The sequence below is a fragment of the Variovorax sp. WDL1 genome, assembly GCF_001541225.1.
Classification (GTDB): Bacteria; Pseudomonadota; Gammaproteobacteria; order Burkholderiales; family Burkholderiaceae_C; genus Variovorax.
On sequence record NZ_LMTS01000073.1, the window covers coordinates 45,900 to 54,905 of the forward strand.

At 69.5% G+C, this 9,006-nt stretch carries 9 protein-coding genes and 1 pseudogene; 8 read left to right on the top strand and 2 right to left on the bottom strand.

Going from position 1 to position 9,006, the window contains the following annotated elements; all coding sequences use genetic code 11:
• The 8 genes and pseudogenes from APY03_RS43535 to APY03_RS10255 form a co-directional block, all read left to right on the top strand.
• Window positions 1-212 (top strand): annotated as a pseudogene (locus APY03_RS43535) (citryl-CoA lyase); the annotation flags it as partial.
• Complete coding sequence (locus tag APY03_RS10225) at window positions 209-1,345, top strand: CaiB/BaiF CoA transferase family protein (protein WP_068676430.1); 1,137 nt, start codon at window positions 209-211, stop codon at window positions 1,343-1,345. The pseudogene APY03_RS43535 and the gene APY03_RS10225, both read left to right, overlap by 4 nt.
• Window positions 1,346-1,367: 22 nt before the next feature.
• Window positions 1,368-2,333, top strand: a complete 966-nt coding sequence (locus APY03_RS10230; protein WP_068676432.1) for a Bug family tripartite tricarboxylate transporter substrate binding protein — start codon at window positions 1,368-1,370, stop codon at window positions 2,331-2,333.
• Between the two features lie 64 nt (window positions 2,334-2,397).
• Window positions 2,398-3,612: an amino acid ABC transporter substrate-binding protein gene (locus APY03_RS10235; protein WP_083944259.1), complete on the top strand. Its 1,215-nt coding sequence runs from the start codon at window positions 2,398-2,400 to the stop codon at window positions 3,610-3,612.
• 14 nt (window positions 3,613-3,626) lie between these two features.
• Entirely contained in the window at window positions 3,627-4,490 is an 864-nt protein-coding gene (locus tag APY03_RS10240) for a branched-chain amino acid ABC transporter permease (RefSeq protein WP_068676434.1), read from the top strand.
• Window positions 4,491-6,329, top strand: a complete 1,839-nt coding sequence (locus APY03_RS10245) for a branched-chain amino acid ABC transporter ATP-binding protein/permease (protein ID WP_232081184.1) — start codon at window positions 4,491-4,493, stop codon at window positions 6,327-6,329.
• Entirely contained in the window at window positions 6,322-7,026 is a 705-nt protein-coding gene (locus tag APY03_RS10250) for an ABC transporter ATP-binding protein (protein ID WP_068676436.1), read from the top strand. The genes APY03_RS10245 and APY03_RS10250 overlap by 8 nt, the downstream gene beginning before the upstream one ends.
• A 43-nt stretch (window positions 7,027-7,069) precedes the next feature.
• On the top strand, window positions 7,070-8,095 hold the full coding sequence (locus APY03_RS10255) for a uroporphyrinogen decarboxylase family protein (RefSeq protein WP_068676438.1): 1,026 nt from the start codon (window positions 7,070-7,072) through the stop codon (window positions 8,093-8,095).
• A 21-nt stretch (window positions 8,096-8,116) separates the two neighbouring features.
• On the opposite strand, the gene APY03_RS10260 is transcribed toward APY03_RS10255, so the two are convergent.
• Window positions 8,117-8,329, bottom strand: coding sequence for a KGG domain-containing protein (locus APY03_RS10260; RefSeq protein WP_068676440.1), 213 nt, complete (start codon window positions 8,327-8,329; stop codon window positions 8,117-8,119).
• A 106-nt stretch (window positions 8,330-8,435) separates the two neighbouring features.
• On the bottom strand, window positions 8,436-9,006 hold a 571-nt coding region (locus APY03_RS43540; RefSeq protein WP_232324219.1), incomplete at its 5' end, for a manganese catalase family protein.

Below are 9,006 nucleotides of genomic sequence, written 5' to 3' on the forward strand. Positions count from 1 at the left end.
ACGTGTCGGGCGCGATCCCCTCGGTGCTGCTCGGCGCGGGCTTCCCGGTCGAAGGGCTCAAGGGCGTGCCGATGCTGGCGCGCACGGCGGGGCTGATCGCGCACATGGTGGAGGAGATCCGCCAGCCCATCGGCTTCGCGCTCTCCTACCAGGCGACGCGCGAGATGGAATACGACGGCGTCGTGCCCGCGGGCTTCGGGAAGCACGAATGATCCCTGTGCTGCAAGGCCTCAAGGTCATCGAGCAGGGCACCTTCATCACGGGGCCGGCCGCCGGCATGCTGCTGGGCGACTTGGGGGCCGACGTGATCAAGGTGGAGCAGCCGGGCACGGGCGACCCCTTCCGCGCCTTCAAGAACGGGCTGTACAGCCCGCACTACCAGACCTACAACCGCAACAAGCGCAGCATCACGCTGGACACCAAGAGCAGCGAAGACCGCGAGGTGCTGGACGCGCTGATCGCCGATGCCGACGTGTACATCCAGAACTTCCGCCCCGGCGTGGCCGAGAAGCTGGGCGTGGGCGCCGAGCGGCTGCAGGCGCTGAACCCGAAGCTCGTCTACGTGGCGATCAGCGGCTTCGGCTCGACGGGCCCCGCTGCCAACCGGCCGGCCTACGATACGGTGGCGCAGGCGGCCAGCGGCTTTCTCAACCTGCTGGTGAACCCCGAGAACCCGCGCGTGGTGGGGCCGGCCATCGCCGATTCGCTGACCGGCTTCTACGCCGCCTACGGCGTGCTGGGCGCGCTGTACGAGCGCAGCCGCACCGGCATCGGCCGCAAGGTGGAGGTGTCGATGCTGGAGGCGATGGCGCATTTCAACCTCGATGCCTTCACGCACTTCTTCCAGGTCGACGAGGTGATGGGGCCGTACAGCCGGCCGAGCGTGTCGCAGTCGTACGTGCTGCGCTGCGCGGACGACAAGTGGATTGCGCTGCACATGTCCTCGCCCGAGAAGTTCTGGCGCGGGCTGGCGGTGGCGATCGAGCAGCCCGGCATCTTCGAGGACCCGCGCTTCGCGACCCGCGATGCGCGCATCGAGAACCAGGAGGCGCTGATCGCGCTGCTGGGCGAGCGCTTCGCCACGCAGACGCGCGACGAATGGTGCGCCCGCCTGCAGCGCGAGGACGTGCCCAACGCGCCGATGTACGACACCAGCGAGGCGCTGGAGGACCCGCAGGCCAGGCACCTGCAGCTGATGACCTCGGCCGTGCATCCGGTCATGGGGCTGTTCCGCACGGTGCGCTCGCCCGTCAGCTTCGACGGGGAGCGCGCGCTGCAGGTGCGGCCGCCGCCGATGCTGGGCGAGCACAACGACGAGATACGCGCCGCATTGAAGCGCAAATAGATCAAGACCACGGAGACAAGCGATGAAGATGAAGACAAGCCTGCGCAAACTGTTCGCTGCAGGCGTCCTGCTTGCGGCTGCGGCCACCCACGCACAGGACAAGGGGCCGGTCAGGATGGTGGTGCCCTTCGGCGCCGGCACCACCACCGACACGGTGGCACGCGTGGTCGGCGAGGCGCTGGGCAAGGCGCTGCAGCAGCCGGTGATCGTCGACAACCGCGCCGGCGCAGGCGGCTCGACCGGCAGCGACCTGGTCGCCAAGTCAGCGCCCGACGGCCGCACGCTGGTGATGGGCACGGTGGGCACGCACGCGATCAACGCCGCGCTCTTCAGCAAGCTGCCCTACGACCCGATGCGCGACTTCGCGCCGGTGGCCTTCATCGGCTACACGCCGACGCTGCTGGTGGTGGCGGCGGATTCGCCGGTCAAGTCGCTCAAGGACCTGGCCCAGGCCGCCGCCAAGCCGCAGGGCGTGACTTTCGCCTCGGCGGGCAATGGCACCTCGGGCCATCTCGCGGGCGAGCTGCTGGCGCAGCGGCTCGGCGGCAAGATGATCCACGTGCCTTTCAAGGAAGGCGCGATGGCGCTGACGGGGGTGATCGCATCGCAGGTGGACTTCATGTTTTATCACCCGGCGGCGGTGATGCCGCAGGTCAAGGCCGGCAAGCTGCGCGCGCTGGCCGCGAGCGGCGCGGTGCGCAGCGCGGCAGCGCCGGACGTGCCGACGGTGATGGAGCAGGGCATTGCCGACTTCGACCTGGTCGCCTGGTTCATGCTCTACGCACCCGCCGCCACGCCCCCGGCCACGCTGGCCCAGTTGCGCACCGCCGGCGCCACCGCACTCGCGCAACCCGAAGTGATGACCAAGCTGCGCGAGCAGGGCGTCGAGTCGCGCCCGATGAAGCCCGAGGAGATGCAGCCCTTCAACAAGGCCGAGCTCGGCAAGTGGGCCGGGCTCGTCAAGCGCTCGGGGGCACAGGTGGACTAGCGCGCCCCCAGGTTGGCAGTCATTCGTTAACAGTAGACAAGCAACTAACCAGGAGACGGGGACCATGAAGACGCAGAACCTTCGAGGCATCGGGCGGCGTGCCGCCGTGGGCGCCATCGCGCTGGCCGCGGCCGGCTTCGCGCTGGCACAGCAGCCGACGGGTGCGCCGATCCGCATCGGCAGCACGCTGGCACTGACCGGGCCGCTCTCGGCCACGGCGCAGATCCACAAGGTGGTGGGCGAGATCTACGTCGAGCAGCTCAACAAGCGCGGCGGCCTGCTCGGGCGGCCGGTGGAGTGGGTGGTGAAGGACGACCAGTCCAAGCCCGACCTCGCCCGCACGCTGTACGAGCAGCTGGTGACCGCAGACAAGGTCGACCTGCTCATGGGCCCCTATGCGACCGGCGCGATCCTCTCCGCCATGGGCGTGGCGCAGCGCTACAACAAGGTGCTGGTGCACCACACGCTGGGCATTCCCTCGCTGGCCAAGTACGACATGCAGTTCCCGGCCTGGTCGATCGGCTCCGACCCGGCCACCACGGTGCCCAACACGCTCTTCGATGCGCTCGCGGCCTCGCCCAAGCCGCCGAAGACGGTGGCGGTGGTCACCAGCAAGTTCCCCTCGATCCAGTTCATGAGCGCAGGCGCGCGCGAGGTGCTCAAGAAGCGCGGGCTCACCGAGGTGCTGTTCCTCGAATGGGACTTCGGCAACCGCGACTTCGGGCCGATCGCCAACCGCGTGAAGGATGCCAAGCCCGACTTCGTGTGGGTCGGTGCCATCGGGCTGGAGGGCAACCTGCTGCTCGACGCGATGAAGAAGATCGACTACGCGCCGCCGCAGCACTTCTACCTGTACCCGGCGCCCGGGCCGCTGCTCGCGTCGCCCGACGCGAAGAACGCGCTCTCGGCCACCATCTTCGAGGCGCAGCCGCCCTTCACCGCCAACAAGGGCGCGGCAGAGTTCGTGAAGCTCTACACCGAGCGCGCGGCCAAGGCCGGCTTCTCCGACACCTCGGTGGAGACGCAGGCCGCGGCCTCGTACACCGCCTGGCAGATCCTGGAGGCCGGCGTGGTCAACACCAAGAGCCTGGACGACAAGGCCATCGGCACCTGGCTCAAGGCCAACAAGGTCGACACGCTGCAGGGCAAGCTGCGCTTCGACGGCACGGGCAACTTCGGCGACGACCTGATGCGCATCAAGCAGATCCAGGACGGCAAGTGGGTGGTGGTGTGGCCGAAGGAAGTGACCTCGGGCGGCGCCAAGCTCATCGTGCCCTGACAGGCGGTGCTGTCATGGGCTTCACGCTGCCCAGCATCTCGCTGCTGTCCCAGTCCATCCTCTCCGGCGTCTTCGTCGGTGCGCTCTACGGGCTGATGGGGCTCGGGCTCAGCCTCAGCTGGGGCCTGCTGCGCCTGATCAACCTGGCGCATTTCGCCTTCGCCTTCCTGGCGGCCTACCTGTGCTACCAGATGGCGACGATGGGCATGGACCCGCTGCTGACGCTCTTCGTCATCGTGCCGCTGTTCTTCGCGCTCGGCGCGGGGCTGCACTGGGTGATGGCGCGCTTCGCGGTGACGCCCTTCAATTCGCTGCTGCTGACCTTCGGGCTGACGGGCATCGCGGAGAGCGTGATCCAGTCGATCTGGACGGCAGACTTCCGCAAGCTCGAGTCGCACTACGGCGAGCAGAAGTTCAAGCTCGCGGGGCTCTACATCCCCGTGCCGGAGCTGATCACGCTGGTGATCGCGGTGGCGCTCGCCTTCGCGGTGTGGGGCGTGCTGCGCTACACCGACCTGGGCCGCTCGCTGCGCGCGGCGGCGCAGGACGGGCCGGTGGCCGCCGCCTTCGGGGTGAACGAGAAGGCGCAGGGACTGCTGCTGGCGGGCACCTGCGCGGCGCTCGCGAGCATCGCGGGCGTGTGCCTGGCGCTGAGCTTCACGCTCACGCCCTCGCAGATGTACGCCTGGGTCGGCGTGGTGTTCGCGGCGGTGATGCTCGGCGGGCTGGGCAGCGCGCTCGGGCCGCTGGTCGCGGGGGTGCTGATCGGCGTGAGCGAGGCGGTGACGATGGCGGTGACCGCACCCTCGTGGGCGCCGATCGTGTCGTTCACGCTGTTGATCCTGATTCTTCTGTTCAGGCCGGGAAAGAGTGCGTAGATGAAGCAGCAGAGCATCGGACTTGGTTCCCTCGCCCTCGGGGAGAGGGAAGTTCCTGTCGCCTCGGGGCCCGCCTGGATGAAGCGCACCCCGCTGCTCATCGTCGCCGCCGGCATCGCCCTCGCCTTCGTGCCGCAGCTCGGCCTGCCCGCCTTCTACGACTCGCTGCTCTACCTGATGCTGCACTGGGTGGTGCTCGCGACCTCGTGGAACATCCTCTCGGGCTACTCCGGCTACTTCTCGTTCGGGCATGGCGCGTTCTTCGGCGCGGGCATCTACACCAGCGCGAACCTGATGGCGCGCTACGACTGGCCCTTCCTCTGGACGCTGCCCGCCGCGGCAGGGGTGGCGATGGTGCTGGGCGTGGCGCTCGGCGCGATCGTGTTCCGGGTGAAGGGCGTGCGCGGCGAGCTCTTCGCGCTGCTGACGCTGGCCATCACCTTCGTGATCGGCACCATCGTGGTCAATACGCCGCTCGATGGCGGCAATGGCGTTTCGCTGGCGGCGGTGGCGGTCCCGAAGATCGGGCCCACGGCCTCGTCCACCTTCTACCTGCTGGCGCTCGCCGCCGCGGTGGCGACGCTGCTGATCGCCTGGGGCATCCAGGTCTCGAAGTTCGGCGCCGGGCTGTTCGCGATCCACGACGACGAGGAAGCGGCCGAGGTGCTGGGCGTGCCGACCTACCGCTACAAGCTGGTGGCGCTGGCCGTGTCGTGCGCACTGGCAGGCGTGGCGGGGGGCATCCACGCGCTCTTCCTGTCGTACGTGACGGCGGGCGAGGTGTTCACCATCACGGTGCCGCTCACGGTGGTGCTGATGAGCGTGCTCGGCGGCACGCGCCACTGGGCCGGGCCGGCCATCGGCGCGGTGGCGATCACCGGCTTGCTCTACAGCTTCACCGCGGCGGACCATGCGGTGGCGGGCAAGGCGCTGATCGGGGCGATCCTGATCGCGGCGATCCTCTTCATGCCCGACGGCATCCTGGAGCGGGTGAAGCGGCTGTGGCGGCGTGCGCCGGCCACGAAGCCGGCCACGAAGCCGGCCGCGGCGGCAGCGCCCGCTGCGGTCCTCCCCGCAACGCCGTCGGTGCCGAGCACGGGCGCGCAGGGCGAGGTGCTGTTGCGCGTCAAGGGGCTGAGCAAGTCCTTCAAGGGCGTGCGCGCGCTGGCCGGCGTGGACGTCGAGGTGCGGCGCGGCGAGATCCTCGGCCTGCTGGGTCCGAACGGCTCGGGCAAGTCCACCTTCATCAACGTCGTCAGCGGCCACTACACGCCGACCGCCGGCCACATCGAGTTCGAGGGCCGCAGCCTCGACGGCCTGCCGGCGCACCGCATCGCGGGCAGCGGCATCGCCCGCACCTACCAGATCCCGCGGCCCTTCGCGCACCTGAGCGTGCTGCAGAACGTGGCCATCGCCACGATGTTCGGCGGCGCGGTGCGCAACCCGGCGGACGCCGACCGCCAGGCGATGCGCTGGCTGGAGTTCACCGGCCTGGAGGCCAGGCGCGATGCGAGGCCCGAAGACCTGAACCTGCACCAGCGCAAGTTCCTGGAGCTGGCGCGCGCGCTGGCCTCGCGCCCGCGGCTGGTGCTGCTCGACGAGGTGCTGTGCGGGCTGACGCCCAGCGAGATCGACGATGCGGTGGCGCTGATCCGGCGCATCCGTGAGCAAGGCTCCACCATCGTCTTCGTCGAGCACGTGATGCGTGCGGTGATGGCGCTGACGGACCGCATCGTGGTCTTCAACCACGGCGAGCTGCTGGCCGAGGGCACGGCGCACGATGTGATGCAGCGGCCCGAAGTGATGAGCGCCTACCTCGGAAAGGCCGCCCATGCTTGAGGTACACGACCTGCAGGTGGCCTACGGCGCGGCGAATGCGCTGTGGGGCGTGTCGCTGGAGCTGCGCCGCGGCGAGCTGCTGTGCGTGGTCGGGCCCAACGGGGCCGGCAAGACCACGCTGATCGCGACGCTGGCCGGCATGCTGCGCGCGCGCAGCGGGCGCATCGTGTTCGACGGGCAGGACATCACGCGCCTGCCGGCGCATCGCTTCTGCGAGGCCGGCATTGCGCTGGTGCCGGAGGGCCGGCGCCTCTTCACCGGCATGACGGTGCGGGAGAACCTGGAGCTCGGCAGCCTGCTGCCGCAGGCCAAGGCGCAGCGGCAGCAGACGATGGCGCAGGTGCTCGACCTCTTCCCGGCGCTGAACGAGAAGCTCGCGAGCCCGGCGGGCGAGCTCTCGGGCGGCCAGCAGCAGATGGTGGCGATTGCACGCGCGCTGATGGCGCGCCCGCGCCTGCTGCTGCTGGACGAGCCCTCGCTGGGCCTGTCGCCGCGCATCGTGGGCGACATGTTCGCGGCCATCCGGCGCATCAACGCCGACGGCGTCTCGGTGCTGCTGGTGGAGCAGAACGTCGCGATGGCGATGGAAGTGTCGCAGCGCGCCTATGTGCTGGAGGAAGGCCGCATGGTGGCCGAAGGCCTGCCGCAGGAGCTGCTGGCGCGGCCCGAGATCCAGCGCGTGTACCTCGGCGTCTGAACCATCCGTTCGAACCGTTCAATTCCTTTTCCCGGAGAAGCCCATGCTGTTCCCCACCACCATCGTCGGCAGCTTTCCGCAGCCGGACTGGCTGATCGACCGCGCCAAGCTGGCGGGCCGCTTCCCGCCGCGGGTGCGCGCGCGCGAACTGTGGCGCATTCCGCCGCAGTACCTGGAGGAGGCGCAGGACGACGCGACGCTGATCGCGATCCGTGCGCAGGAAGAGGCCGGCCTCGACATCGTGAGCGACGGCGAGATCCGGCGCGAGAGCTATTCGAACCGCTTCGCGACCGCGCTCGATGGCGTCGACCTGGACAACCCCGGCACGGCGCTGGACCGCTCGGGCCACCCGAACCCGGTGCCGCGCATCGTCGGGCGCATCCGCCGCCGGCACCCGGTGGAGGTGGGGGACCTCAAGTTCCTGCGCGCCCACACCGACCGGCAGGTGAAGATCACCGTGCCCGGCCCCTTCACCATGCTGCAGCAGGCGCAGAACGATTTCTACAAGACCGAGGAAGAGGCGGCCATGGACTATGCCGAGGCGGTCAACGCGGAGATCCGCGACCTGTTCGCCGCCGGTGCCGACGTGGTGCAGATCGACGAGCCCTACATGCAGGCGCGGCCGGAGAAGGCCCGGCAGTACGGGCTGGCGGCGCTGAACCGGGCGCTCGATGGCATCACCGGCACGACGGCGGTGCACATCTGCTTCGGCTACGCGGCGATCATCCACGAGCGGCCGAGCGGGTACTCCTTTCTGCCCGAGCTGGCGCAGTGCAGCTGCAGGCAGGTGTCGATCGAGACCGCGCAATCGCACCTCAACTGCTCTGCACTCGCCGCGCTGGACGGCAAGCGGGTGATGGTGGGCTGCATCGACCTGTCGACGCCGGAGGTGGAGTCGGTCGAGACCATCGTCGACCGCATCCGGCGCGCGCTGCCTTATGTGAAGCCCGAGAACGTGATCCTGGCGCCGGACTGCGGCATGAAGTACCTGCCGCGCGACGCGGCTACGGCCAAGCTGCGGGCGATGGTCGCGGCGGCAAAGGTGCTGCGCGAAGAGCACGCGGCATAGCGCTCGCGCCAAGTGGAACCCTCAGGGCTCCTCGCGCCTGCTTCGACCGATCCGGCTCTTCAATCCCGCGGCGCGTGCCTCGGCCGGAGTGAACTCGTGGGCGGTGCCTTTCTCATGCGCCGAGCGCCCGCCCTCGCGGGCAATGTCGCGCTGGCGCTCGGGATCCATGCCCGCAAAGCCGCGTCGGCGCACGCGTGCTGCGCGCAGGACATCGTCGTCGTCGTTCAAGGCCATCAGGACTCCTATATGGGTTGGGAAGAGGAAGGAAGGCGGCAGCATGCGAAAGCGATGCTGCCCTCCACGCCGCGGCAAACGGCGTGCCTGCCTCGCCGCCCCGGAGTCACTTCGGCTTGCGGGCCGATGCGCTCTTCGCTTTCGCGGGCGCGTCCGGGTCGTCCGGGGCCATGCCCAGCTCGGCGCCGGTCGGCGGATCGCTGGCCGGATCGGAGCTGGTCCGCAGGGCCATGTCGTCGCACGCGGCCTGCTCATCCGGCGTGAGCGAAACGGACGGCTCGCCGCTGCCGCCGTCCACGGCCATCTGCGATTCGGGGTCGCTGCGGTACTCCCAGCGCGGGCCCTGGTTCCAGGGGCCGCGCACCTCGTTGCCCTTCGACATGTCGAAGTACACGCCGGTGAACTCCGGCATGCCCGGCAGCTTGCCCGGCGGGAAGTTCGGCGTGATCGCATAGAGCGCCTTCTCGAACGACTTCTGGTGGGCGATCTCGCGCGTCATCAGGAAGCCGAGCGCCTCCTTCACGCCGGGGTCGTCCGTGCAGGCGATCAGCCGCTCGTAGACGATCTTGGCGCGCGCTTCGGCCGCGATGTTGGAGCGCAGGTCTGCCGTGGGCTCGCCGATGGTGTCGATGTAGGCGGAGGTCCAGGGCACGCCCGCGGAGTTGACCAGCGGCGGG